Genomic DNA, 24714 nt, shown 5'->3' on the forward strand with positions numbered 1-24714 from the left:
GAGATAAATCTACTCTACTTGGAGGAGCTATGAACACCACCCCGCAGACCCATCACGACGCCGATCTCTCGGCGATCCGCGCCATCTTCGCCGATCTGTCCGACACGTGGGCCAGGGGTGACGCCGCCGGCTATGCGGCGCTGTTCACTCAGGACGCGCAGTACACGACCAACTTCGGCTTCACCCTTCAGGGGCGAGGACAGATCGAAGAGGGACACCGACTCCTGTTCGAGAGCCCGCATCGCAGCGAGGAGCTGGTGCTTCTGTTCGGGGAAGAACCGCAGATCCGTCTCGTACGCCCCGACGTGGCTATCGTGCTCATCGGCAGTGGGACCAGCGACGGTGGCGAGGTGTCCTTGCGCGAGAACAGCGCACGGTCCACCGTCGCCTACGTGATGCTTCGAGAGCCGGCCGGCTGGCTCATCAGCATGTTTCAGAACACCCGCCGCACACCGATGCCGGGCGCCGAAGAGTGGTCCGAGCGCTTCGCACAGCCAGCATGAGCGCAGCCACGAGTTTGAGGCCGAGAAGGGAGCATCCCTCTCGCGCCCCACATCCCGGCAGGCCTGCACCGGTAGCCCAGTGTCACTTCCCAGGCGCTCGCCCGAGGACTTGGCCATGAAGGCCGCAATCGCCGACCGCAGGGCCCGGATAACGGGCTGTTGTCCGTGGCAACCTGACCGGAAGCCCTGCAGGTGGGCTGGACGACGACCGTGCGCCAAACCGAATTCGTCGAGTTCGACGCCGGAGCGACCGCCGAGCCCGAGCGCAGCCATATGCGGGCGGTGCTGCTGCGTGAGACGCGAGCAGCAGTGTGAATACCCATCACCACTGATCGCGATGGAGGACTACCTGGGCATCGTCTGCGGCTACGGCACGCCAGTCAACGTCACCGAAGGTGAATCGCGCTGCGCGGGAATAGAATTACCGATCTGGAATGGACCCGAGATCGACCTCGGCATGCTGCGGCCCGGCACGGCCGGACTCATCGGCCGCCTGGCGGATTGGGCCATCACCCGGCTGACCCCGGTCTCCTACCTCAGGGGCACCCTGCGTCCAGTGCTGGCCGAGTCGGCGGCGAGCGCCAACCGTCCCTAACCTCGTATCGCCGCGATTACGCACTGCGCGACAAGTAAACCGGCACGGACCCCGGTCGAAGTGGCATTCCATTCAGCGGGCAGACACCTTACCGCGGCCCACTTCACCGACATGCGCCGTACCACTTCCATCGGTGTGAAAAGTCACGCTCGAGGCGGTTACCGGGCGCGGGTGTGATCCGGAATTTTCCTGACTCCGTTCGGGCGAATTCCATAGTCGAGTATCGATATTCCGGACGGCGGGTTCGGAAGTTTCCAGTCATGATCGAACCCGCTCGCCGCACCAACCTGGGTGTGCGGCCCCGACTCCCCTCGAATAGGAGCCGATGCCGCGGGATCGAAGAAATAGCATGCCGTCGAGTCTGTTTTACTTTCTTGCGGCGTTGTAAGCGGCAACGACGTCGGCGGAGATCCGGCCACGCGCCGACACCTGGTGCCCGTTTTTGCGAGCCCATTCGCGGATAGCGAGCGACTGGTCCCGATCCACCGGCGATCCGAAGTCCTTGCCGGCGCCTTTGGTCTTGGACCTGTACTTCAGCCGCCCGAGCCTGCGGGCGCTGTCCGTCCACGGCTCCAGCGCCTCACGAAGCTTTCCAGCATTCTTTGTCGATAGATCTATCTGATAGGTAACGCCGTCGAGGGAGAACTCAACGGTCTCATCTGCTTTCGACGTGCCATCGAAGTCATCGACCAGGGTAACGGTCACTTTCTTCGCCATGAGTCAGCCCTTCAGGTGTGAGCATTTCTTCGGCATAGTGAGGGTAGCTGACACTATATCCAATATTGCAGCGCAATATGTTGAAATGCACAGGCAGATGTTGGTCTGCAGCAGTCGCGGTTCAGCACAACCGACCGGGTATCAGCGATTACTGAACAAAACTTCTGCGAATCAATTCCATGGGAAATCACACGGCGGCCGAGGGGCCGATCACCCACGAGCCACGGAAAGCACCAGCCATGAAGCAAGCGAGGTTGGTTCGCCTGATGATTGCCGTATTGCGCACGGACCGAAGAGGCCGAGGTTGAATCCACATTTCTCCTTAGGCCACTATTTGCTGAGCATGGAGAAAGTGGTCCGTTGCGTTCTCGCTTCCACATGCGGTGGGCGAGCACGCAGGAAGTCGCGGCCGAGGTCCTTTGGTCCACACGGTGGCGGCCGGACTAGCCGCGCCGGTCGATCCGCCCGTCGGCCGACCCGCCGCACTCCTGACCGAGCCCGCCGCCACCGCCCGACCGTCGGTTCGATCCTGCTCGCCCCATGCCCCGGTCACGGTTGTCGGATTGATCGCTCCCACTCGATGCGCCACCGCGCGGAGTGCGATTCGGACGGCGCCTTAGCGCATTCCGCAGCAACCAAGACCACGCGAGACAACACTTATTACGTAACTGAAAAGTAGCTCATAATCTTCGAGGAGTAAAACAATGCGGCAACTGAACAAGACGCCCTCACAGCCGGGGCCCGCCGAGTGGTTCACCGGCCACGCTTGGTTCGACCAGATCTATCAGGGACAGGAGCCGTCGCGGGCGCGGGTCAACGCGGTGCATTTCGCCCCGTGCGCGCGAACCGCCTGGCATACCCACGCGCTGGGGCAGACCCTGCACGTCACCGCGGGCATCGGGCTCGTAGCCACCCGCGACGGTGCGGTGATCGTGATGCGGCCCGGCGATACCGTCTACACCCCGCCTGGTGAATGGCACTGGCATGGCGCGGCCACCGACCACTTCATGACCCATTTGGCGATCTGGGATGGCACAGGCGACCCCGACGTTCCTGAGATCACCTGGGGCGAACACGTCACCTACGACGAATACGACAGGGCGAACCACGAACTCACACAGTAGCGAAGCTCGTGGAAGCCACCTACTCCGTCTGCCGAGGTAAGTGCCCGGACGGAATACCAAGCGTTCCTCCATGATCGGATCTCAGGCCGCCGCCCAACGGAAATCTCGACCGCGTTCGCCGCAATCATCGACCGATATGTCCGGCGCGCACTGACCCTGCATGAATTCCGACGCCGTCTGCTCACGGAAAGCGAGGTCGAGACCGTTCCCGAAGACCGAAATCGAGCAATAACTCGCACCTCGGCCGTTGCAGCCACACCACGGTATTGCGGCGCCGGGCATTCAACGATGCCGCGGAAATGATCGACAATAGGTGTATGGCGACGGTGCTGTTGGGCGGCGATGTCATGTTGGGCCGCGGTGTGGATCAGATTCTTCCGCACCCCGGCGATCCGACGCTGCGCGAACGGTGTGTCGAGGACGCGCGGACATATGCGGAGCTGGCGGAGCAAATGAATGGTGAATTCGCCCGTCCCGTGGATTTCTGTCACCCATGGGGTGACGTCCTGCCGATGCTCACTCAGCTGACCCCGCAGGTGCGACTGATCAATCTCGAAACCTCGATCACCGCCGATGGCGCTTTCGCGCCGCTCAAGGGCATCCACTACCGCATGCACCCGGACAATATGCCGGTGTTGACCGCAATCGCGCCGGTCATCTGCGCACTGGCCAATAATCATATTCTCGATTTCGGTGTTCAAGGGCTGGCCGACACGCTGGCTGCACTCGATAGCGCGGGCATCCAGCGCGCCGGAGCGGGCACGGATTTCGACCAAGCCCGAACCCCGGCAATCTCGGAACTCGATGACGGACGACGAGCGGTAATCGTCTCGGTCGGTGCGGGCTCGAGTGGGGTTCCGCACCATTGGGCGGCGGGACGCGATAGGCCGGGGCTGTGGTGGATCGGTGATTCGCCGAATGTTCGCTCGGCGGAGAAGGTGGCGGCAGAAGTATTAACGCACAAGCGCGCCGATGATATCGCGATCGTCTCCGTGCACTGGGGGCCCAACTGGGGCTACGGGGTGCCGCTGAGCGAAAGGCAGTTCGCGCATCGATTGATCGATGCCGGAATCGACCTCGTGCACGGACATTCCGCACACCATCCGCGGCCGATCGAAATCTACCGGGACAAACCCATTCTGTACGGGTGCGGGGATGTCATCGATGATTACGAAGGCATCCGCGGATATGAGCGATATCGTCCGGACCTTCGCCTGCTATATCTGGTGTCTATCGAGCCGGGCGCGGCACAGACACGACTGATTCCGCTCCGGATACGGCAGATGCGACTGGAATCGGCCGCGCGCAGCGAATCTCGATGGCTGTGCGAGACGCTCGAGGACATCAGTTACGACTTCGGCACCCGGGTCGCACCACGGCCCGGCGACCTACCGGTGGTGTTCAAGACCGCACAACGCTGAGATGACGGCGGAACCAGTCGCGGGCCAGAACCGCGACCTGTTCGAGCGCACCGGGCTCCTCGAACAGGTGCGTCGCACCGGGCACGACATCGATCTCGCTCGGGCACGGCATCCGCAACTGGGCCTCGCGATTGAGCTCCAGCACCTGCCGGTCGTTACCGCCGACAATGAGCAGCGTCGGCGCGCGAACCTGCGCCAGCCGCGGACCGGCCAGGTCGGGGCGGCCGCCGCGGGAGACGATCGCCGCGATCTCGGCGCCGGGTTCGGTCGCCGCCCACAGGGCGGCCCCGGCGCCAGTGCTCGCCCCGAAATACCCGGTCGGAAGCCCGCTCAGCACCGACCGCGCGCGTAGCCCGCGGGTCACCGCGACGAGACGATCAGCGAGTAGCTCGATATCGAAGACCCGCGCACGGTCACCCTCCTCGGCCGCGCTCAGCAGATCGACGAGCATGGTCGCGAGTCCTGCCCGATTCAGTACATCGGCGACGAGCCGATTCCGCGGACTGCGCCGGCCGCTACCGCTGCCGTGCGCGAAGACAACCAGACCGCTGGAGTTCTCCGGGACGGCCAGTATCCCCGTCAGCCGGATGGACTCCGACGACACGATGACCTCTTCTGTCCGTGTCACGGGATCGGACGCGGAGGGCAGCATCGAACACCACCTCCTGGTATCCGGAGTACCCGTCCGGCCGGTGATGTGCAAGCGACGATCAGGTGGGGCCGCGGAACGGCGACTGCGCCGCAGCAATTGCCGCGAATAGGCACAGGTAAGGTCCGGGTTCCATCCGGCTACTAGGACGCGCACAATGGATACGGAGTCAACACGCTCGTGAACGACGGACTATCGGGGAGCCTCGCCGACAACACGGTTGAGCAGCACCATCTCACAACGTGAAAGCGTGCAATCATGTCCATCCCCGACAACACTCGAACGCCGACGGTACTCATCCTCGGAGCCGGGTTCGGCGGGCTGGAACTGGCCGCCTGCCTGTCCGAATCACTGCCCGGCGAGGTTCAGGCAATACTCGTCGACCGCAACGACGGATTCACCTTCGGTTTCGCCAAACTGGAAATCCTGTTTCGCGACCGCACCCCGGAATCCGTGCGCGCCAGCTATCGCGATCTGGTCCGTCCCGGGGTCGAGTTCCGGCACGAGCAGGTGACTTCGATCGACCCACGGACCCGCCACGTCGTCACCGACAGCGCCAGCTACGACCCGGACTATCTGGTAGTCGCATTGGGCGCCGAGTACGACCCGGCCGCCACTCCCGGATTCGTCGCGGACGGTCACGAGTACTACTCGATCCGAGGCGCCTGCCGCTTGCGCGATCGGCTGGCCCATTTCGACGGTGGCACAATTCTCATCGCGATATTGAGCGTGCCGTTCAAGTGCCCGCCCGCACCCTACGAGGGCGCGATGCTGGTGCACGAGTTGCTGACCCGGCGTGGCATCCGCGACCGTACCCGTATGCACGTGCTCACCCCGATGGATTCACCGATCCCGGTCTCCGCGGACACTTCCGCCGCGCTTATCGAGGCGCTCGCGCAACGGCGGATCGACTACTCACCGGGGCGGCGGGTCCGTGCCCTCGACCCGGAGCACCATATCGCCACCACCCGCGCCGGTGATCTCGCCTATGACCTGTTCATCGGCATCCCAACGCACTGTGTCCCGCCCGTGGTCGAGGCATCCGGGCTGACCGTCGGCGGCGCCGACGGCTGGATCCATGTCGACCCGCGAACCCTCGCGACCCCGTATCCGGGCGTCTACGCCATCGGTGACTGCGCGGACGCGCCGGTGCCACGCGCCGGGGTGTTCGCCGAAAACGCCGGCCGCACGGTCGCAGCGCACATTGCCGCGCAGCTGCACGGAACGTCCGCACCCGGAAAGTATCTAGGCCAGGGCTCCTGCTATATCGAATTCGGGAACGGTCTCGTCGGCAAGGTCGACGCCGACTTCCTTTCCGGGCCGACGCCGGTCGCACCGTTCATCACCCCCTCGGCCGAACTGGCAACCGAGAAGGCCGAATTCGCCGCCACGCGGATTCAGCGCTGGTTCAATCCTCAGCGGACCGTGACCGGGACTCGCTGAATCAGGTTGTTCCCCAAACCCTGGCGGTTCCAGAACGGCTCGGCCGGTTGCACATTCCCGTCCGCGTCGGTGGCGCGGCAGCTCAGTCGATGCTCACCCGGTCGCGCATCCCATGTGTAACTCCAACTGCGCCAGGCGAATTCGGCAGGTGCATCAGCCAATTCGGCGCCCTGCCAAACGCCGTCGACACCGACCTCCACCCGGGCCACGGGCGATGTTCCGCACCAGGCACGGCCGCGAAGGACGACGGCACCGGCGTCGACCGTACGCCGCCTACTCGGCCAATCGGGAATGCCGGGCGGAACCATCAACGCACGCACCCTGATTCGCGATACCGGTCTGCCCGGATCGTCGTCATCGCGCTGGTAGCGATAGGCCGCCTGTTCGACCCCACTGAAAGGCCGGTCGACGACTTCGATATTCTTCAGCCATTTGACACTCGCCATGCCGTACCACCCTGGAACCAACAGTCGCAGCGGAAAGCCGTGCTGCGGCGGAAGCAGGGCACCGTTCATTTCATAGGCGAGGAGAACGTCGGGCCTGCGGCATTCGGCAATGCTCAGGGAGCGTTGATAGTTGTGCTCCACATTGTCCCGGAATCCCCGATCGGCCCCGGTGAATACCACCTCGACCGCCTCGTCCCGAATACCGCAGTCGTCGAGAATCCCGCCCAGTGCGGTGCCCGTCCACGCCGCCGTGCCGATCGCCTCGAGATCCCACGGTTGGCCGACGTTGCGCGGGTCCATTCCGGTGCGTCCGTTGCCCGCGCATTCGAGGGTGACCGGAATCGTCGTCGCCGGTCGCGATCTGATGTCGTCCAGCGATAGCTCCAGTCCGCGCTGGACGTATCCGCTGACCCGCAACCGCCACGACGATGCGTCGATCTCTGGGATGTCGAAATGAATCAGCAGATAGTGCATACCGATGGGCGTGATGTCGTACCGCATGCCCTCCAGCTGCATGCCGTGATTGCGCGTGGCGAGCGCAAGTTCATCGAAGCGGACGCCCTGCGCGCGCGAGACGAGTTGGGTCATCGGCTCGGACTGACGTTCTGATCTAGATGCAACAGGCTGTCGGGGTCAGTATAGGACTGCCCGGAGGCATCCGAACAGCGCCGGAAACCCCACTGCCTGCAAATTTCCGACAACCGCTGGAACCGGTCGCCCCGCGACCCGATCGATGGCGGCCTCCGTCGACGCGCTATAAATGCGCGGCGCTGAATCCCACCGCGGCACCGATGAAATCGCCGTAGCGGGCGTGCGCGGTCGGATCTATTCCGCCGGCGCAGACCGGGTCACCGGCCACGCAGAAATCGGCGGTGCGGTCCAGATACTGATCGGGAACGCGCCACCCGATGGAGCGCAGCGGGTCACCGAAGAGCAGTACGACGGCCACGCGGTCGACGAGATCGCCGGGTAACTGCACCACGCCCGGCACTGCGGCGACGATACCGGTGCCGAGTGCAGCGTGTACGACGCCCGCGCCCAGCGAGTAGCCCGCCAGAATGAACCGCTCATCCGGGCAAACCGCAGCGCGGTCAGCGACGTGTGCGACCAGATCGGCGCTACCCGCAGCCACATCGGTCAGATTCGCCGAGTAATTCACCGGATACGCACCAACGCTCATCGGCAATGCCCGCCGCATCGCCTCGTACAGCGGATCACCGACGAAGGTGCCGAGGTACCCCGGTTCCTGGGTTCCCCTGGCCATCACCAGATCCACCGCGGCACACGACTGCGCCGCCGCATGCGGACCGAGGACGGCACTCGCCACGATCAGCAAGACCGCGAATGCCGATGCCATCGGCCACCTTTTGAGCAGAACCACCTTTCGGTCGCCCATTTTCCTCACCTCTCACGCCGTTGTGAGAAGTGCTTCCTCAGCCCTCACGTCGTTGTGAGGCGTCGAGTGACACTTGTCAGCGACAAGCTTCAATGTACTCCGCTACGAGGCACGCGGGGCGACGACGATCGGCCGTCCCGGGACCCATATGGCCCCGAGACGGCCGATAGTTTTCAGCAATCAGAGTCAGCCCGGCAGACCGGCCTCGATGGCTTCGATAATGCGCGGGCGCAGTTCGGCGGCGCGGATGATGGCGTCGACTGAACCGACCTCGACGGCGCGCTGGATATTGTGCACGCGGTCGAATTCCGCTGCGACCTCACCGAGCTTCTCCGTGCGCACCGACGACCGGATCTCGTCACGTTCCGCAGTCAGTGCCGCACGGTCGGCGCCGAGCGCGTTCGCGGCGCGAGCCTCGAGATCACGCACGCGCTGATCGGCCGCTGTACGGGCATCGACCTCGCCGGAGAACACCACCGCGGCCGCAGGAGCGCCACCGAGCACCGAAGCGAACGAGCCTTCCAACGCCAGCACGGTCATATTCGGGTTGAGCAGCTTCGAGAACACCACGAAAGCGCCACCGTGATAGCGCGAGATCACGCAGAACACGATGGGGCCCTGGAAGTTCACGATCGCGCGGCCGATCTCGGCACCGTACTCGAGCTGCAACTTCCGCATCGATTCCGGCGAGCCGTCGAAGCCCGACAGATTCGCCAGCACGACGAGCGGCCGATTGCCGCTGGCCGCATTGATCGCCCGCGCGGCCTTCTTCGACGACAGCGGGAACAACGTGCCTGCCGTGTAGGTGTCCGGGCCATCGGTGGACGGGTAGCCGCGGCGCGGCACGCCCCTGGACTCGATGCCGAGCAGGCATACCGCGATACCGCCGAGCCGCGCATCCTGAACCACGGCGGTGTCGGCGTCGGCCATCCCCGCCCAGCGTTCCAGCACCGGGTGGTCCTGGTCGGCCAACGCCCGCATCACGGTGCGGATGTCGAATGGCTTCTTGCGGTCCGGGTTGGCGGTGGCGGAGAATATCTCGCCGACCGTGGTGAAGTCGCTGTCCGCCACGACGTGTGGGAAGTCGGAGACGTCACGATCGATCGGGTCGCTGGTGGCCGACCGCCGAGGCGACTGCTCACCCGGCGCCACGTAGGTGTGGTCGTAGTGCGACATCAGCACATCCCGCGCGGCGAGCAGGTTCGGCGCCCAGTACTGCGCCTGACCGTTCGGGCCCATCACCCGGTCATAGCCGCCGATACCGAAGTTGTCCTCGGCTGACACACCACCGGAGAAGTCCAGCGCCTGCTTACCGGTCAGCACCATCGCCGAGTCCGGCGTCATCACCAGGATGCCCTTGGTGTGCATGAGCATGGTGGCCTCGGCGTTCCAGTACGGCTGCGCACCGACGTTGATGCCCGAGACCACGATGTTGATCTCGCCGCCGTCCTGGGTGAATTCGACGATCCGCTTGAGCGCCGCCGCCACCCAGTCCATGTTCTCGGTACCCGACTGCATCGAGATCCGGGCGCCCGAGGACAGTGCGTACCACTCCAGCGGCACCTGCATCCGTTCGGCCAGGTCCAGCGCGGCGATCACGCGAAGGCACTCCGGTTCCGAGAGCGCGCCGAGGGATTTCGTCGGATCACCGAGCAGCACCACCCTGGTGATGCCGTCCGGATACTGCTCGGTCGGCGTGTTGACCACACCGGCGACGATCGCGGCCTTATTGCGTCCCTTGGGCCGGTCGACCGGTACGAGCGTGTGGTCGGCGTCGAGGTCGTACTCGGCGAACTCGCCGAGCAGACCGGTCAGCTCGTAGGGGTAGACGGTATTGCGGCTGCTGGCCCGCAGCACCTTCTGCCGGTACTCGTCGAGCGGCTCGACCACCTCGTCGGATCGCTCACCGATGATCACCTCGGTGCCGGTGGTGTCGAAGGAGATGCGCACCGCCACCTTGATCAGCTCGCCGGTCTTCGGGTCCCGGTGCCGTGCGATGAGCAGGATCTCTTCCAGCCCGGCACCCGCGGTCGTCGGCCGCACCCGCTCGACGATCATCTCCAGTTCGGCGCGGGTCATCTCGACCGGCGGCCAGATGTACATCACGATGCGGTTGGTGTGGAACCGCTTGGCCGACGGCCGCTGCGACTGTGCGCGGCGAATCGAGTCGAGGCAACTGGCGATGGTGCTCTCGGCGGTCGGCAACGCCAGCAGCCGGCCGTCGTGCTCACGCAGCGCGGCGAGGTCACGCACCTGCGCGAACGCGACGAGACGTTCGTCGGACGCGTTCTCCTTCGCGACGCACCGGAACAGGTAGATCTCCTCGTCCGAGGACGGCAGCCGGGTGAGGTCGAACTTGCGCAGCCGCTTCATCTGCATCCGCTCCGCGATGTACGGATGCAGACCGCGGATCAGCCGCTCCTCCACCATGCCGGTGGCGGACGGGCGGAAGGTGAAGTGATGGTGCATGACCGCACCGCCGCTGCCCGCGACGGTGGCGGTGATCCGGTGGATCTGGTTCGGCAACGGTCGCGCACCGAGTACTTCCTGCAGCGCCGCCGCCATCGCGTCGAAGTCCTCCGGCTGCTTCTCCCAGCTCAGGTAGATATCGACCTCGATGGACGCGGCCACGCTCGCCAGTTCGGTGAGACCGCGCAGCACGGTGTCGAGCGCGTCGAAACTCACCGCCGCCGATACCAGGCTCAGACCCCGGCGCTCGGCGATCACGAAGGTGCACCCACCGGCCTCCCGGGTGTGCACACCGGTCAGACCTTTGTTTCCGTAGTACCGGCGGGTCAGCACCTCGAGCATGGCGGTGTTGTCCGCACTGCCGCGCACCAGCCGCTGACCGAGCAGCCGCACCAGCGGCTCGGTGCTGCGCACCATCTCGGAGATGCGCTCGGCGCGATCGGGCGTTTCCGGATGCGCGTCGAGGTGGCTCAGCTGCTTTCGGACGTTGGTGTAGACGCGGGCGCGGTTGCGCCGCAGCAGCGGCTGGCCGAACCAGGAATACACCAGGCCGCGGGCGAGGTCGGCGATGACCGGGAAGCGCACCTGCGTCGCGGCCACCAGCCGCTCCAGCGCTAGACCGACCGGTTCGCGCAGCGCGCGATCCGGCACCGGCTCGCGCAGCCACTCGCGCAGCAGGGTGGTGATGACCGTGACGGTATCGGACGGCCGTTGCTGGGCGAGGAAGATACGGAAAACCGCGGCTTCGAGCTCAGGGGAACGATCCAGCTCGGTGACACCGTAATGCCCGAGCGCCTTCGAGAGCTTGGCCTGGTACGACTCCGGCAGCCCGGCCCGCTCGACGTCGAGGCTCTGCAGGTAGGTGTGGAAGTACTCGCGAGCGCTGTGGACGTGACCCTCGACGCCGTCCTCATCCCAGGACCGGTTGTGGCTCAGTTCGGACAGGTCGGCGAACACCTGCACGAGTTCGATTTCGTCGGCGAGCGGCCGGCGGTTGTCCGCGATGGCCGCGCGGCGCACCGTGAGGTAGTGGTCGAGCACTCGGCGCTCGTCGTGCGGGTCGACGTCGAAGCCCAGCAGCAAACTGCGCAGGTCCTGCAGGCTGCGGGCAGTACCCTCATGCGGTCGGTCCGGTGTCGGCTCGCCGGGCAGGTCCAGCTCGACCGTCGCGACCTCCGCGGCGTCCGTGGCCTCGTCGTCCTCGGCGAGCGGTTCCAGCCGCAGCAGCGGCGCGCCCGTCTCGACCTGGGTGCCAACCGAAACAGCGCATTCCTTCAATCGAGCCCGGAACGGCGCGCGCAGCACCGTTTCCATCTTCATGCTCTCCAGCACCAGGACCGGCGCGCCCGCCTCGACCTCGGCACCGACCGTCAGCGGCGTGGCAACGACCAGCGCGGGCGCGGGCGAACGGACGACACCGCCCTCATCACGGCTGATCCGATGCGTCACGCCGTCGACATCGACCAGATGGATCGGCCCGTGCGTGCCGGTGATGACGCGGTAGCGGATGCCGTTGACCACGATCTGCCCGGTGTGGCGGTCGAACCGCTCGAGATCGACGTCCGCGGCGCGCATTTCGCCGCCCGCCTCGATGCCGATACGGAACCGATGCGCACCGATCCGTGCGACGCGCACCCGGTAGCCGACACCGCGCAACTTGAGGTCGTGCGGTCGACCACTCTCATGCTGCACCTGCGGACGTCCGCCGGCCGCGGTGGACAGCAGCCGGTGCCGCTCGCCGCGCTCTTCCTCTTCGTACGCATCGATGGCGGCCACGGCCACCGCGATCGCGGAGTGGCGATGCGATACGAGGCGTCCCTCGGCCCGAACACGGTCGATCCAGCCGGTGTCGGCGCTGGCGTCGATCACTTCGGGCTGGTTCAGCAGGTCGAGCACGAAGCTCTTGTTCGTGGCGCCGCCCTCGATGACGACCCTGGTCTGCGCCACCGCCCGGCGCAGCCGGCCCAGCGCTTCGTCGCGGTCGCGACCGTAGGCGATGATCTTGGCGATCATCGAGTCGAAGTCGGCGGGAATGGTATCGCCCTCGCTGACGCCGGTGTCGACTCGAATGCCGGGCCCGGCGGGCAAATCCAGCCGCGCGATGCGGCCCGGAGCTGGTGCGAAGTCGCGGTCCGGATCCTCCGCGTTGAGCCTGGCCTCGATCGCGTGCCCACGCTCGGCCGGAGGTTCGCCCTCGAGCTTGCCACCCGATGCCACCAGCAGCTGTGCCCGAACCAGGTCGAAACCGGTGGTGTACTCGGTGATCGGATGTTCGACCTGGAGGCGGGTGTTGACCTCGAGGAATGCGAACAGCTCGTCGCCCGGGTGGTACAGGAACTCGACAGTCGCGGCGCCGCGATATTCGACCGCGATCGCCAACCGTTCGGCCGACGCCTTCAGTTCGGCCGCCTGCTCGGGACGCAGTACCGGTGAGGCCGACTCCTCGATGACCTTCTGATTACGCCGCTGCACCGAGCAGTCGCGGACACCGAGCGCCCAAGCGGTGCCCTGCCCGTCCGCGATCACCTGGACCTCGACATGCCTGGCGCCGGTCACCAGCCGTTCCAGGAAGACTACGCCACTGCCGAATGCCCGCGCAGCCTCCTGACGGGTGCGCTCGTAGGCATCGACGAGTTCGGCCTCGTTCGTAATCACCCGGATACCCCGGCCACCGCCACCGGCGGTCGCCTTGAGCATCAACGGATAGCCGATCTCGGCTGCGGCCGCGAGGGCCGCGTCCACAGTTTCGACCGAACCGCGGCTCCACGGCGCGACCGGCACGCCGACTTCCTCCGCGATCAGCTTCGCGCCGATCTTGTCACCGAGCTTGCGCATGGCCTCCGGACTGGGGCCGATGAAGGTGACACCGATCTGCTCGCAGAGTTCCGCGAACGCCGGATCCTCGGCGACGAAACCCCAACCGACCCATGCGGCATCGGCCTTGGTTGTCATCAAGGCGCGCTCGAGCGCCTTCAGATCCAGATACGGGCGCGCGGATGCCGGACCCAGGTCATAGGCGATATCGGCCTCGCGCACGAATGTCGCGTTCCGATCGACATCGGTGTGCAACGCGACGGTTTCGATCGTCCGCCCGGTCTCCGCGGCCAGATCTCGGACTGCATGGATGAGCCGCATTGCGGCCTCTCCCCGGTTCACGATGGCAATGCGGCTGAACACGCGCCAACTCCTTCCACTCCACAACACTGGCCCGGTCGGGCGACGGTTTGCGACTGCCGGTCCCGCGCAGTCTGCACCTCGATCACGTGCAAGTACACAGCGTCAGGTGGTTACCCGCGCGTATTAGGGAAATTTCTTCCTATATGCCTATGACATTAGTGACGGAATTCCCCGGCCGGACGGCTTCCAGTACCGTACCCGTGATCGGTCACGGTCGAGTTACGTGTCGATCAACACAATCTGACGAGCGGGAGCGTCGATTCGCGACCAACCGGCTCCGAATGCGTTGACCTGCAACATTTCTCTCGTTCTCGCGAGCGCAGTGTCGGAGGTGATCTGGTGGCCGACATTCTCGATGTACGCGAGGTCGCGGGCGAGGCGATCCTCGCCGGCGAGACACACCCGACCTCAACGCTGATCAACCACCTGGCCGACCGACATCGCCGCTGCCACGACACCAACCGTTCCACGCGACGGTAATACGGCTATTGCGCATCCGGGGCGGCCAGCGGCCAGCGATCCACGGTGTGCAGTGTCGAGCCGACTTGGCGCGCATAGTGTTCGGCATGCAGAGCATCAGGGTGCAGACGGCGGGCGGCGGCCAGCCAGCCACCCGCCTGCCGGAGTACTTCCGCACGGGTGAGCGGTGGGTCGTTGCCCAGTAACAGACCGCCGAGTTCGGGGGCGAGGATCACCGCCGATCCGAGATGCTGCAGACAGCGGCCGATGCCGAGATCGTCATCGAGCGCGCGGTACGCGGTGAGGGCGCGTTGCCAGTGCCGAAGGGCCCGGCGAGGTTCACCGCGGGTCCACCAGAGGACGCCGAGTATTTCGCGGGTTTGGGCGCGGCCGTCGGGGTCACGCCCGTCACGGGTCAAGGATTCGGCCAATTCCAGGCGATCCTGGGCGGCGTCCAACCGGCCCTGATGTAAGTGGACGACGGCCAGGTTGATCAACGCGCACACCACTCCGGCCAGATCCGCGCGCGGCAGCAACCACCAGGCAGCTTCCAGTTGCTCGGCCGACTCGGACAGCACAGCCGGACTCGGCGGCGCGGTGTTGAGCCGATGCAGCGCGGTGTAGTGCGACCAGCGCGCCGACAGACTGGTGGACAGCGTGCGCGGCCGATATTTCGGCGGCCGTCGGCGAAGGCGGCCCGCCCGGAGCGCGGCCAGCTCGCTACGCAGCGGGAAATCGTCGGGACCGGTAAGTTCGCACAGCGCTTGCGCCACGCCATCGGCATTCTCGGGTAGGCCCTTCCGGGCATACCAGACGTCGAGGGCGTCCGCGATTCTGGCGAGTTCGTGTACCGCCGCCGTCGGCAGCCGTGTCGCCGGAGTCGGGAACAGCGCGCGCAGATATTCTTCTTCCGCTTCGAACCAGCGTCGCGCGCCCTTGGCGAAGCGAACCGTTTCCAAGGCGATCGCCCAACGGTTGGCCCGGTCCGCGTAGTGGTGCAACAGCGCGGGCAGCGCCGCCTGCCAGTGCGGTCCGCGCACGACCTCCGCTGCGAGTGGCAGCCGCGGAGCTTCGCGCAGGCAATATCGGTCGGCACCGAGATAGCCGACGATCCCGCGCATCTCGAGGTCGGCCAGCAACAGGGTCGCGGTGCGCCCGTCATGCGTGGTCCCTTCGGGCAATCGGGTCGGCGCCTCGAGGGTGGCCGACAGCACCGCGAGCAGAGCGGCTGTCTCGAATTCCTGAACCGGCAGATCGCGCAGTGCCGCGAGAACGGGGTCGCAATCGTGTTCGGAAAGCTGTCGGAGCGGATCCGGACGGCCTCTGGTGTCGATGAAGCGTACCGGCTCACCGGGCTCGACGAGTTCGGCGATCAGGTCGAGTTCCCTTTCGGCGCGCACTCGTTCGCGAAAGCTGTCGATGCGTCGATAAGCCACGTACGCACCGGCGCCGAGCACCGCGACGATCGCGAGCCCACGCAACAACCCGCCGATCACCTTGACGACATCGTTATCACCGAGAGAATTGACCACGATATTGCGGCCGAGTTCGAGTACCAGTGCCCACGCGACGACCTCCGCGGTGCCGAGCACGCCCTCCCAGATCGATGAGCGCGGCGTGATCTGTTGCGGCGCTTCGTATCCGCGTGGCGCCGTCACGACAGCGTCCCGCCGGTCAATCCCGGTACCAGCCAGCGCCGCCACGTGGTGAGCAACAGCAGCACAGGCAGCACGGCCGACAGCAGGGACCCGGCCGCCAGTTCCGCGGCGTTCTCATTGAATTGCCGTGCCTCACCCCACAGCAGCAGCGACCAGGGACTGGCGCCCGCGCCGTTCATCATCAGCCCGATGAAGAAGTCGTTCCACACCTGGATGAATTCCAGTACCGCGACCGCGACCACGGCGGGGCCCGCCGATGTCAGCAGCCGCCGTGTCACAGCGCCCGGACTGGCCAGGCCGTGCAGCGCCGCGTCGGCCGGACTGTCCGGCGGGGCCAGCATCGCACCGCGCAGGATCAGGATCGCGATCGGCAATCCCGCGGCGGCGTGCACGAAGATCAACGGAATCCTGGTGCCGGACAGGTGGAACGCGTCGATGAACGCGTCGAGGGAACCGAGGTAGCTCTGCGCGGGCAGCACCGAAAGAACGACCAGGGATACCACCGCGATCCGCGAGACCATACCCTCCTGGCGCCCTGCGGCCAGTCGGTGCGCCACCGGGAGCGCGGCCGCCACCACGACGATCGTCGCCAACCCGGCCACCAGCAACGTCGTCTGCCATGCCGCACGGAAAGATTCGTCGTTCCACATGCCGGTCAGCGCGGAGAGCCCGAATCCCTTGGGGCCGTTCATACAAACGACGATAAGAACCAGGATCGGCACCACCGCGAACAGCGACACCACCGCGGTCCCGATCGCCCGAACCGGCCCCATACGGCGACTGGCATCCACCGGCGGCGAAACCGCCGCAGGGGTCCGGCCGCCGTGCTGCCGGCGCACTCCGGTCCGCGGCAGCCAGGCCACGAACCCGACCAGTACCGCCAACGGCAGCGCGTATGCCGCGGCGACACCCGCGCCGAGATCACCGTCGGTGGCCAACCGCCACCACTGCACGGTCGCACTGTCGAGCTGGTACTGCATCGAACCGGGTACCCCGATCAGCACCACATCGAAGACCCTGGCCGCGGCCACCCCGATGACCAATCCGAGGATCAGCAGAATCGGTCGCACCAACTCCAGTAGACGCAGCAGCGGAAAACGCTTGCCTTGCCCGTGCAGATAGCCCGACCGGACCGGATCCGCCTCGATGGCCCGGATATCGGCGCGCAGCAAGCCGGTCAGAAAGCCCAGCCATGTCCACAGAAACGCCGAACCGAGCATCAGCGCGAACCAGATCCGGTACCCGCCAACACTTTCGATGCCGAACCACGCGCCGAGATGTTGGAAGATTATCCGGAAGGCGACACCCGAGACGAACGCCGAGATACCGAACGGCACGATCAGCGGCGCCCACAACCGGCGCGAATCGCGTGTCAGCCAGGCGATGCCGACGGCGACGAGCAGCAGGACCAGACCGAATGCGATCCACAGCAAGGTCAGCAGATACGCCCATCGTCCGTCGTCGGCCAGGGCGTCGGCGAGCAACCAAATCCCGACCGCGATAAGCACGGCGCAAGCCCCGAGCACCGACAGGCGCGCCCCGCTCGGTGAGCCACGCCCGCGGAGCAGGGTGAAGGCGACGGCACCGCAGGCGATAAGCGTGCAGGAGACTACGATCCGCGGACGCGCGGACACCGCGATCGCCACGGTCCACACCGTCGGCGCCACCAGCAGCATCGCGATCAATCCGACCGCCAGCAAACCAGCCCAGCCGAGCCAGTGATGGGGCCGCCCGCCCGGTATCAGTGGGCCGCGCATCCGGCGAGTCGCGAGCTCGATGCGCAATCCGTTGGCACGGAAGTCGGCGACACCCGTCATCGGCGGCTCCGCTCGAATCCGTCCAGTGCGGCGATCGCGCGCGCGATCGCCGCATCCGGCGGCTCGGTCGCGTTGTCACCTATCGCGATCAGGAAATCGGTCAGAACGCGCCACAAGCCATTGCGCCCGCCCACGGCTCCCAGTTGATCGGACAGATCGAACGCGCTCCAGGGGCTCTGCGAACGCGCGATCGGATCCAGCAATGCCGAATAGCGCACGGTGGTCCGAGTATTCGCAGCGATGAAACCGCCGTCGCCCTGAATCCACGGCAGTGGTGCCTCGGGCGCGGCGAGCGCCGCCACCACCTCGTCCGCGCGCGACCCGGCGTATTTGGTCACCACGATGACATCGCCACCCACAATCCGCGGCCGTTCACCCCCGAGGCCGGTAACCGGGAACGGTGCGATACCGACCACCTCCTCCGGCCGCCGACCCGAGGCTCGAAGGCTGTCGCGCACAACGGGTTCGGCGAAATCCGGTGCGATCACCATGGCGGCGAGGCCACGCTCGAACACGTCTCGAACAGCATCCGGGAACTGACGGGTCAACGCCACCGCGACACCGCCCGCGATGGCATGCCGTCGACCCCACAGCGCCGCGAGATGTCCGAATGTGGCACGCACGGCGGGCCGGTCCCAGACACGTTCTTGCGTGGTGGTCGTCAAATCGTCGTAGGTGCGCGGAGATTCGGCGCGCAGCACATTCTCGAAGGTATCGGTCAGTACCCAGCCGTCCGCCGCAGCGAGGGCGAGCAGACGGATCGGTGTGCTCGCAAGCACCTCGATCCGATCGACCCAATCCGCGATCGTCCAATCGGCGGGGTCGCCGAGGCGATACTTGTCGACGCTCTGCCGGTCGTACCAGACCAGCGACTTGTCCGCGGCCTTGAACGGCACACCGTACGGTTTTCCGTTGTGGTGCAACAACTGTCGCCATACCTCGGAATAGCGCGGCCCTTGGTCGTCGGTCCACAGCGCATCCGGGACCGGCCGGAGCTTGCCGTCCTCGACGAGTGCGCGAACCTGCCCGGCCTGCGGTAGTAGCACGATATCCGGTGCCGACTTCCCGCCCGCACTGAACGCGGTACCGATCTCGTCGCCCATCGGAATCACATCCACCGATCGCGCAAAGGGCATCGGCGCCAGCACCTTCCGAAAGGCCGCGAGCTCGGCCCCACTCCACGACACTCCGATCCGGATCGATGCCGAATCGCCCCATAGCAGCTGCGGCGCACACCCGGACAGCGGCAGCACCAAACCCGCTTGCAGTAAAGCTCTTCTCGTCGCCATGCTCCCCCAACAGAGCAGTGATGGTGTCCGAACGACAGCTAACCATATTGCCTCGATGGTGCCATGAGGCGCCGCCCGGCCGCGCGGGGCAGCGATGAGAACCATCGGGACAGCCGCCGTCTTCGATTGCCGGATTGCGCCTCGAGCGTCCGACCACGACGTGGCGATCAGCACCGTTGCCAGCATGACAACCAGCTGTTTCGGGTGGCGCGGACCGGGAAGACCCGATATATGGAGGAAGTACTGGAACGCGAAAGCAAATGGGAGGTCGACGAGGTCTTTTCTCTCCCGGCATTGGATGACCTCGTCTCGGGCAGTCATACCGAACGTACGTCGGTCGAATTGACCAGTACATATTTCGACACGTCCGAGCTGGATCTGCTCGCTCACGATCTCACCCTGCGCCGCCGCGAAGGCGCCGATGAGTCCGGTTGGCAGCTGAAAGTTCCCCATCCGATCGGTCGCACCGAATTGCATGCCCCGCTCTCGGAGGAGTTGCCGCCCGAGTTCGTCGAGGTAGTGACCGGCGCGGCGCTGGGTAAACAACTGCACGCGGTCACGACGATTCACACCCTGCGTCATCGCCACCGCGTACTCGGGCCGGACGGCGAATTGATACTCGAAGTCGACGATGACATCGTCGACTCGACACCGGCCGATGGAAGTTCTGTAGCTTGGCGCGAGATCGAGGTCGAACTCGGCCCACGGACCGACGCGGTGCCCGCAGTGCTGGTGGACAGCCTCGCCAAGGCGGGCGCACGCAGGTCGCAGTACCCCTCCAAGCTGTCTCACGTGCTGCCCGCGCAGGCCGGTCCGGTCACACACACTACGGCGGAGCGCGCCATTGGTGAATATATGACCGCCCAGATCGATACGATCTTCGCCGGTGACGTCGCTTTGCGCCGCGGCAGCGATCCGATCCACGACACCCGCGTCGCGACGCGGCGCCTGCGTAGCACCCTGCGCGTATTCGGAAAGCTGTTGGAAGGCACCGCCATCGGTGCCGTCGAGGGCGAATTGAAGTGGTACGCAACATTACTCGGCGATGTACGCGAATGCCACGTCCAGCGGCGCCGGCTGGCCGACCAGGTGCACGAACTGCCGCCCGAACTCGTCCTCGGCCCGATCACCGCGCGCATCGACGCGACGCTCCTGGCTCAACAGGTGACCAGCCGCAACACACTCACCGACGCCATGGAATCGACTCGCTATCTGAAGCTGCTCGCGAACCTGCAGGCCTGGCAATCGCACCCACCGATGAGCAGGCGACTTCGCAAACGTGCACTCGCGAAACAGGCTCGCAAAGCCGCGCGCAAAGCCGATCACCGGCTCACGATCGCCCTGCACGACGGACGACACGCGTCATTGCACCGCGCCCGCAAAGCCGCCAAACGAGCCCGCTACGCCGCCGAGCTACTCGAGCCCGCGGGAAAACGCAAGCAAGCTACGTCGAACATCAAGTACTACAAGAAGATTCAACGCGTGCTCGGCGACTACAACGACGGCATCGTATCGTCACAATTCCTATGGCGCACCGCGACGACCGCGGGCACAGCGGGTGGCGAGAACGGCTTCACCTACGGATTGCTGTACGCAAACGAAATGCACGCCGCCGACGCTGCCCGGCATAAGGTCTCCACAATCACCACGAACAGGTAGTGGTTGTGACGAAAACACGGAATCCGCACAGCTCGCCTGGACGCACTAATCATCGCGCATCATCGACTTCGAGCGCGGCCGTCGTGTTCAGCCTGGAATAAATCTGCTGTCCGAGATAGGTGGTCAATTCCTGGATCCGGCTGAGATCGGTTTCGTTGGCCAAGACCGCAGACAAAGCATCGCGTAGGTGACCGATTGCCGGCCGGCCATCTTCCGGGACTGTGTCATCGAGAGTGCGCAGTATCAGTTCGGCCGCGTCGAGACGCCCCCACAGGTAATCGTTCTCCCTGGATGCCGCATCGAGAAAAGCCCAGAAATGACGCAGCTTCACGCCTTCGAGTTTGGGCTGGCCATCTGCCGGAGCGCGTCGAAGTATACGGCTTCGGTATCCGATCGTCGTTGGCCCGCGACGTCGATAAACGGATTGCGGGCATTCGGATCGTCGCCATCCAAAATCTGTTCGAGGGCACGCGACGCGCGGACCAATTTGTGCAATTCCTTGGTAATGCCATGCATATATCGCGAGAGACACACCGCCATAGCAGATGAGTGCGATCCGGAGTTCGGCACGCTGGGACATAGAGGTCTCCCCTCATAGTTCCCCGACAACGGTAATGACGTCACCGTAACTACGACATGGATACAGCACATGCGTACCGCACTACTCGAATCGGAACGAAAACTTGTTCCGGCCCGGTCGCGTCCGGTGGATTCGTCCGAGCCCTTATTCGAACGATCGCATTCGTAGGACCGTTGACTGCTGTCGGTCGCGAACTGGCCACGCGCGAGATGGCGGTAAGGGAACATGGAGTACGGCGCACTGAGCGCCGTGGTGTCTTCTGATTGTGTTCCGCGATCTACTTCCGCCTACGCAGGAGGACGAAGATCTATGACGACTATCCGGAAAAACCGACGTCCCGCCCTCATTGTGACCGTCTTCGGGGCGATGGGGCTGACCCTGTCATCGGCCGCCGGTCCCGCTCTCGCCGCCAACACCATCGACGTCACCGGCGTCGGCCCGGCCAATATAGGGGTCGACTACAGCTGCGATGCCTCGGCCGCGGTGACCGCCATCAAGGCGATGGTGGGCGATCCCCAAGCTGACCGTCCCTCGGCCAGCGGCACACAGAATGCCGTCACATGCGACGGAGCCCAACACACAACCGTGATCATCCTCGTCGGAGCCGCTGGTCAGAACGCACCGTTGTCGGCAGGGCAGACAGTGCAAGTGCGAGTCGCGTTGGTCGATCGAGACGACACTGTCGTCTCCGGGCAGGCCAAGGTGGTCTCCCTCGCGTAGCGCTGCCTCGCCACAGGCGTATTCGCATCCGAGCCGAACCTGTCCGCGCCGAACCGCAGTGCGCGCCAACGGATCAGCCCACGCTTCCTGCGGTTCGGGTCTTCGCTTGCTGCCGAGCCCACCGGTCCGGGTCGTCCTCGAGCAGCCCGCGGTCCCAGCCGCCACGTTCGGCGGCGGCCTCGTAGGTGCTCTGCAGAAAGCCCAGCAGCGTGTGGTCGGGGCTCTCGGCGGTGCGCACCACCTCGTAGGGAAGGACGAACTCGCCCTTGTCGCGATGGTAGGACGCCTGGGCCGGGGCCACCGGATAGTCGGCGAAACCGTCTGGTTCCGGATAGGCGTAGCAGTAGAAGGCGCCTTCCTCGCCGCCGCCCGGCCAGAAACCGCAGCTGCTCAGTTCTCGAGAGTAACCTTCGACCATCACCCAGTCGCCGCAATTGGGTGCGCCGCCGGGATGTTCGGGCGCGGGTCGACCGGAGAAACGGGTGCAGGCCAGGTCCATGGCGCCCCAGAAAAAGTGAACGGGGCTCACTTTCCCCACGAAGTACGAGCGAAATTCGCCGAGTACACGATTGGCCTGCACCAGTTGGCGCCAGAACAACGTGGCCGCGTGATGGTCGTAGGAGCGGTGCTGCTCGTCCTCGGCGAACGGGATCGCCGGGGCGACCTCGTTGGGATGGGGCTGGATCCGGGTGACGATGCCGAGCTGATCCAGAGCGTGCAAGACCTGCGCATAGAATTCGGCCACCGACTCGGGTTGCAGCGGTATCCGCAGGACGCGGGCGGTGGTGGTGCGGATGATCAGTTGGTGATCGACGAAGTCGAACTCGATGTCGAAGGCTCCGGTCCGGTACGGGATTGTCGAGGTGGTCAACCCTCGGGGGCTCACATAGAAGGTCACCTGCCACCAATGGTTGAGCAGTGGAGCGTGCCGGAGGCGGATCTTGCCGACGATCTGGGTCCACATGTGCAAGGTATCGCGGGTGGGAGTCCAGTCGTCCAGCCGTAACCGCGGCCACGCTTCGATATCGGAAAACGCCTCACCTGCCACCGTCCTATTGTCGATCACCAGTCGACCGGGCACCAGCGCCTCGTAACGGCGAACCCCGTAATCGCCGCGGCGAGGAGCGTCGCAATGCTATTGCGCCGAGCCGGTTCAGCTGGTCTTATGCTGAGAATTAGCGGGCTTTCACTCAACGTCTGATCGGCTTCCGGGCAATAACCGACCACTCCGTCATGGCAAACGAATAGGGTTCAGATCAGCTGGTCATCGGGTTTTGAGCGGCAGCCTCCCGCCGGGCCCCGAAATCGTTTCGAGCATCGCCACAAGTTTGTGCAAGGCCGACATCGGCCGACCAAGCACGCCAGGTGAGCAGGAGACCGGATGGCAATCGCTAGGCGAGGTCATCGCGCTCGGCGCTTTGCTGTCCGCGGCCGCACCCCGGCGCTAGATCGTCAACCTCACAATCATTAGGAGACCATCCATGCCGCTGTCCAGTTTTCGCCGCGCGTTCGCCATTCCGGTGACCTGCGTCCTTGCCGCGACCGGCACGTACCTGGCCGCCGGCTGTGACAGCCAGCCCGGCACCGACAGCACAGCAGACAGCCATGCTTGGGCTTCGACGCCCGCGTCGCCGCAACGGCCGGCGTTGACCTTCGGCGCCGGCTACGGGACGACCGTTCCCGCCAACCAGGCCGGACATCAATGGGCACCCGCTGACTCCGCCGCGATCACCCCCGGGATACAGACCTATACCCTTGGCGCGGTCCAATGCACGGCGAACTACGTCTTCGTCGATGACACCGGCCATGTGTACATCGGCCAGGCGGCCCACTGCGCCACCACGGGACAGGTCACCGATACCGATGGTTGCACCGCCGGTAGCTTTCCCCTGGGCACCGACGTGAATTTCATTCGCAACGGCTCGCCGGTTTCCGGCGTGGCGACTCCCGCCGCCGGTCAGCTCGCATACAGCAGCTGGCTGACCATGCAGGAAATCGGCGAGAAGGACAGCAATACCTGCGCCTACAACGACTTGGCGCTGGTGAGGCTCGCGCCGGAGGACGCCGGCGCAGTCAATCCGAGCCTGCCGCACTGGGGCGGCCCGGTCGGCATCAACACCAGCGGAACGAATGCCGGCGACCACCTCTACAGCTACTGGAACTCCATTCTGCGTGGCGGGATCGCCAGCCTGTCCCCTCAGGTCTGCGAAAGCAAGATCGATGATGCTACTGCCGGTGGCTGGACCCACACATTTGTCGCGCCCATCCCCGGCATCCCGGGCGACAGCGGCAGCGCCTTCCTCGACCACGATGGCTATGCGCTCGGCACTTTGTCAACGCTGGTCATTTCGCTTCCCATCGTCAACAAAGTCGGTGACATCAGCCACGAATTGGCCTACGCCCGAGCGCATTCCGGTATCTCGGGTCTGCGTTTGGTGCTCGGCACCGAACCGTTCACGCCGAACCGTTGACATGAGCTTTCGAATCGGATCGGCCTACCGGCCTATTCCGCCTTGTAATTTGCTATAGGATTGCCGAATATTCGACGCGTCTACCTGATCGAAGGCGATGTGCACCCGTTGTGTCGGGGGT

The 24714-nt window shown here is 65.3% G+C and carries 19 protein-coding genes and 1 pseudogene; 10 read left to right on the forward strand and 10 right to left on the reverse strand.

What is annotated here, in order from left to right:
• Positions 1–29: 29 nt before the first annotated feature.
• The 3 genes from ACW2Q0_RS28605 to ACW2Q0_RS28615 all read left to right on the forward strand — a co-directional run bounded on the left by ACW2Q0_RS28605 (position 30) and on the right by ACW2Q0_RS28615 (position 1098).
• The gene (locus tag ACW2Q0_RS28605; RefSeq protein WP_357004447.1) at positions 30–503 is read left to right on the forward strand and encodes an SgcJ/EcaC family oxidoreductase; all 474 of its coding nucleotides are present in this window, start codon (positions 30–32) and stop codon (positions 501–503) included.
• Between the two features lie 192 nt (positions 504–695).
• Positions 696–818, forward strand: a complete 123-nt coding sequence (locus ACW2Q0_RS28610; RefSeq protein WP_457194028.1) for a hypothetical protein — start codon at positions 696–698, stop codon at positions 816–818.
• Positions 796–1098: a hypothetical protein gene (locus tag ACW2Q0_RS28615; protein WP_457194029.1), complete on the forward strand. Its 303-nt coding sequence runs from the start codon at positions 796–798 to the stop codon at positions 1096–1098. Before ACW2Q0_RS28610 ends, ACW2Q0_RS28615 begins: the two co-directional genes overlap by 23 nt.
• A gap of 366 nt (positions 1099–1464) precedes the next feature.
• On the opposite strand, the gene ACW2Q0_RS28620 is transcribed toward ACW2Q0_RS28615, so the two are convergent.
• Entirely contained in the window at positions 1465–1815 is a 351-nt protein-coding gene (locus ACW2Q0_RS28620; protein ID WP_457194030.1) for a histone-like nucleoid-structuring protein Lsr2, read from the reverse strand.
• Between the two features lie 704 nt (positions 1816–2519).
• Here ACW2Q0_RS28620 and ACW2Q0_RS28625 point away from each other — a divergent pair.
• Positions 2520–2939, forward strand: a complete 420-nt coding sequence (locus tag ACW2Q0_RS28625) for a (R)-mandelonitrile lyase (protein ID WP_457194031.1) — start codon at positions 2520–2522, stop codon at positions 2937–2939.
• 299 nt (positions 2940–3238) lie between these two features.
• Positions 3239–4360 (forward strand): CapA family protein, encoded by a 1122-nt coding sequence (locus tag ACW2Q0_RS28630; protein ID WP_457194032.1) that lies wholly within the window; start codon positions 3239–3241, stop codon positions 4358–4360.
• On the opposite strand, the pseudogene ACW2Q0_RS28635 reads toward ACW2Q0_RS28630, so the two are convergent.
• Positions 4341–4994, reverse strand: a pseudogene (locus ACW2Q0_RS28635) (dienelactone hydrolase family protein); the annotation flags it as partial. The gene ACW2Q0_RS28630 and the pseudogene ACW2Q0_RS28635 overlap by 20 nt on opposite strands.
• A 273-nt stretch (positions 4995–5267) precedes the next feature.
• Here ACW2Q0_RS28635 and ACW2Q0_RS28640 point away from each other — a divergent pair.
• On the forward strand, positions 5268–6452 hold the full coding sequence (locus ACW2Q0_RS28640) for an NAD(P)/FAD-dependent oxidoreductase (RefSeq protein ID WP_457194033.1): 1185 nt from the start codon (positions 5268–5270) through the stop codon (positions 6450–6452).
• Here the strand turns inward: ACW2Q0_RS28640 and ACW2Q0_RS28645 are convergent.
• From ACW2Q0_RS28645 to ACW2Q0_RS28655, 3 genes are all read right to left on the reverse strand, one after another.
• Positions 6425–7486, reverse strand: coding sequence for a sulfite oxidase (locus ACW2Q0_RS28645; RefSeq protein WP_457194034.1), 1062 nt, complete (start codon positions 7484–7486; stop codon positions 6425–6427). The two genes, ACW2Q0_RS28640 and ACW2Q0_RS28645, sit on opposite strands and share 28 nt — an antisense overlap.
• Positions 7487–7652: 166 nt before the next feature.
• Entirely contained in the window at positions 7653–8294 is a 642-nt protein-coding gene (locus ACW2Q0_RS28650; protein WP_457194035.1) for a cutinase family protein, read from the reverse strand.
• Positions 8295–8480: 186 nt separating this feature from the next.
• On the reverse strand, positions 8481–13940 hold the full coding sequence (locus ACW2Q0_RS28655) for an ATP-binding protein (RefSeq protein WP_457194036.1): 5460 nt from the start codon (positions 13938–13940) through the stop codon (positions 8481–8483).
• 339 nt (positions 13941–14279) lie between these two features.
• On the opposite strand from ACW2Q0_RS28655, the gene ACW2Q0_RS28660 reads away from it, so the two are divergent.
• On the forward strand, positions 14280–14420 hold the full coding sequence (locus tag ACW2Q0_RS28660; RefSeq protein ID WP_457194037.1) for a hypothetical protein: 141 nt from the start codon (positions 14280–14282) through the stop codon (positions 14418–14420).
• A 5-nt stretch (positions 14421–14425) separates the two neighbouring features.
• Here ACW2Q0_RS28660 and ACW2Q0_RS28665 read toward each other — a convergent pair whose 3' ends face one another.
• Genes ACW2Q0_RS28665 through ACW2Q0_RS28675 form a run of 3 tightly spaced genes read right to left on the reverse strand, consistent with a single transcriptional unit; the run spans position 14426 to position 19010 of the window.
• The gene (locus tag ACW2Q0_RS28665; RefSeq protein ID WP_457194038.1) at positions 14426–16057 is read right to left on the reverse strand and encodes a tetratricopeptide repeat protein; all 1632 of its coding nucleotides are present in this window, start codon (positions 16055–16057) and stop codon (positions 14426–14428) included.
• Positions 16054–17874, reverse strand: coding sequence for a hypothetical protein (locus ACW2Q0_RS28670; protein WP_457194039.1), 1821 nt, complete (start codon positions 17872–17874; stop codon positions 16054–16056). The genes ACW2Q0_RS28665 and ACW2Q0_RS28670 overlap by 4 nt, the downstream gene beginning before the upstream one ends.
• Positions 17871–19010: an ABC transporter substrate-binding protein gene (locus ACW2Q0_RS28675; RefSeq protein ID WP_457194040.1), complete on the reverse strand. Its 1140-nt coding sequence runs from the start codon at positions 19008–19010 to the stop codon at positions 17871–17873. Before ACW2Q0_RS28675 ends, ACW2Q0_RS28670 begins: the two co-directional genes overlap by 4 nt.
• A 384-nt stretch (positions 19011–19394) precedes the next feature.
• Here ACW2Q0_RS28675 and ACW2Q0_RS28680 point away from each other — a divergent pair, with 384 nt between their 5' ends.
• A complete protein-coding gene (locus tag ACW2Q0_RS28680) occupies positions 19395–20822 on the forward strand; it encodes a CYTH and CHAD domain-containing protein (protein WP_457194041.1) in 1428 nt (475 codons plus the stop codon).
• 49 nt (positions 20823–20871) lie between these two features.
• On the opposite strand, the gene ACW2Q0_RS28685 is transcribed toward ACW2Q0_RS28680, so the two are convergent.
• Complete coding sequence (locus ACW2Q0_RS28685; protein ID WP_457194042.1) at positions 20872–21402, reverse strand: DUF3376 domain-containing protein; 531 nt, start codon at positions 21400–21402, stop codon at positions 20872–20874.
• Positions 21403–21711: 309 nt separating this feature from the next.
• Here ACW2Q0_RS28685 and ACW2Q0_RS28690 point away from each other — a divergent pair, with 309 nt between their 5' ends.
• On the forward strand, positions 21712–22122 hold the full coding sequence (locus ACW2Q0_RS28690; RefSeq protein ID WP_457194043.1) for a hypothetical protein: 411 nt from the start codon (positions 21712–21714) through the stop codon (positions 22120–22122).
• 73 nt (positions 22123–22195) lie between these two features.
• On the opposite strand, the gene ACW2Q0_RS28695 is transcribed toward ACW2Q0_RS28690, so the two are convergent.
• Positions 22196–23146 (reverse strand): DUF5996 family protein, encoded by a 951-nt coding sequence (locus ACW2Q0_RS28695; protein WP_457194050.1) that lies wholly within the window; start codon positions 23144–23146, stop codon positions 22196–22198.
• A 457-nt stretch (positions 23147–23603) separates the two neighbouring features.
• Between ACW2Q0_RS28695 and ACW2Q0_RS28700 the strand changes: the two genes are divergently transcribed.
• Positions 23604–24593, forward strand: coding sequence for a hypothetical protein (locus ACW2Q0_RS28700; protein ID WP_457194044.1), 990 nt, complete (start codon positions 23604–23606; stop codon positions 24591–24593).
• Positions 24594–24714: the final 121 nt, after the last annotated feature.

Source organism: Nocardia citri, from assembly GCF_054065835.1.

What these genes read in the sequence shown, in the direction of transcription:
- ACW2Q0_RS28650 (WP_457194035.1), bottom strand. Translation starts at nt 8,294, where the DNA reads ATGGGCGACCGAAAGGTGGTTCTGCTCAAAAGGTGGCCGATGGCATCG.
- ACW2Q0_RS28670 (WP_457194039.1), bottom strand. Translation starts at nt 17,874, where the DNA reads ATGACGGGTGTCGCCGACTTCCGTGCCAACGGATTGCGCATCGAGCTC.
- ACW2Q0_RS28680 (WP_457194041.1), top strand. Translation starts at nt 19,395, where the DNA reads ATGGAGGAAGTACTGGAACGCGAAAGCAAATGGGAGGTCGACGAGGTC.
- ACW2Q0_RS28630 (WP_457194032.1), top strand. Translation starts at nt 3,239, where the DNA reads ATGATCGACAATAGGTGTATGGCGACGGTGCTGTTGGGCGGCGATGTC.
- ACW2Q0_RS28690 (WP_457194043.1), top strand. Translation starts at nt 21,712, where the DNA reads ATGACGACTATCCGGAAAAACCGACGTCCCGCCCTCATTGTGACCGTC.
- ACW2Q0_RS28645 (WP_457194034.1), bottom strand. Translation starts at nt 7,486, where the DNA reads ATGACCCAACTCGTCTCGCGCGCGCAGGGCGTCCGCTTCGATGAACTT.
- ACW2Q0_RS28640 (WP_457194033.1), top strand. Translation starts at nt 5,268, where the DNA reads ATGTCCATCCCCGACAACACTCGAACGCCGACGGTACTCATCCTCGGA.
- ACW2Q0_RS28605 (WP_357004447.1), top strand. Translation starts at nt 30, where the DNA reads ATGAACACCACCCCGCAGACCCATCACGACGCCGATCTCTCGGCGATC.
- ACW2Q0_RS28700 (WP_457194044.1), top strand. Translation starts at nt 23,604, where the DNA reads ATGCCGCTGTCCAGTTTTCGCCGCGCGTTCGCCATTCCGGTGACCTGC.
- ACW2Q0_RS28675 (WP_457194040.1), bottom strand. Translation starts at nt 19,010, where the DNA reads ATGCCCTTTGCGCGATCGGTGGATGTGATTCCGATGGGCGACGAGATC.
- ACW2Q0_RS28685 (WP_457194042.1), bottom strand. Translation starts at nt 21,402, where the DNA reads ATGTCCCAGCGTGCCGAACTCCGGATCGCACTCATCTGCTATGGCGGT.
- ACW2Q0_RS28620 (WP_457194030.1), bottom strand. Translation starts at nt 1,815, where the DNA reads ATGGCGAAGAAAGTGACCGTTACCCTGGTCGATGACTTCGATGGCACG.
- ACW2Q0_RS28625 (WP_457194031.1), top strand. Translation starts at nt 2,520, where the DNA reads ATGCGGCAACTGAACAAGACGCCCTCACAGCCGGGGCCCGCCGAGTGG.